This window comes from Moritella sp. F3 (assembly GCF_015082335.1).
GTDB lineage: Bacteria > Pseudomonadota > Gammaproteobacteria > Enterobacterales > Moritellaceae > Moritella.
The window spans coordinates 1-230 of sequence record NZ_BLRL01000186.1; the positions used below are offsets into that span (position 1 = coordinate 1).

General features: G+C 55.7%; 1 protein-coding gene. It reads left to right on the forward strand.

Going from position 1 to position 230, the window contains the following annotated elements; translation table 11 throughout:
* Positions 1 to 230: substrate-binding domain-containing protein (locus tag JFU56_RS22825; protein ID WP_198439475.1), on the forward strand; the 230-nt coding region annotated here is incomplete at both ends.

A 230-nucleotide genomic window follows, 5' to 3' on the forward strand; every position in this document is an offset into this window, starting at 1 on the left:
CAATCAAATTCAGCCGATAGCGGAACGGGAAGGCGACTGGAGTGCCATGTCCGGTTTTCAACAAACCATGCAAATGCTGAATGAGGGCATCGTTCCCACTGCGATGCTGGTTGCCAACGATCAGATGGCGCTGGGCGCAATGCGCGCCATTACCGAGTCCGGGCTGCGCGTTGGTGCGGACATCTCGGTAGTGGGATACGACGATACCGAAGACAGCTCATGTTATATCC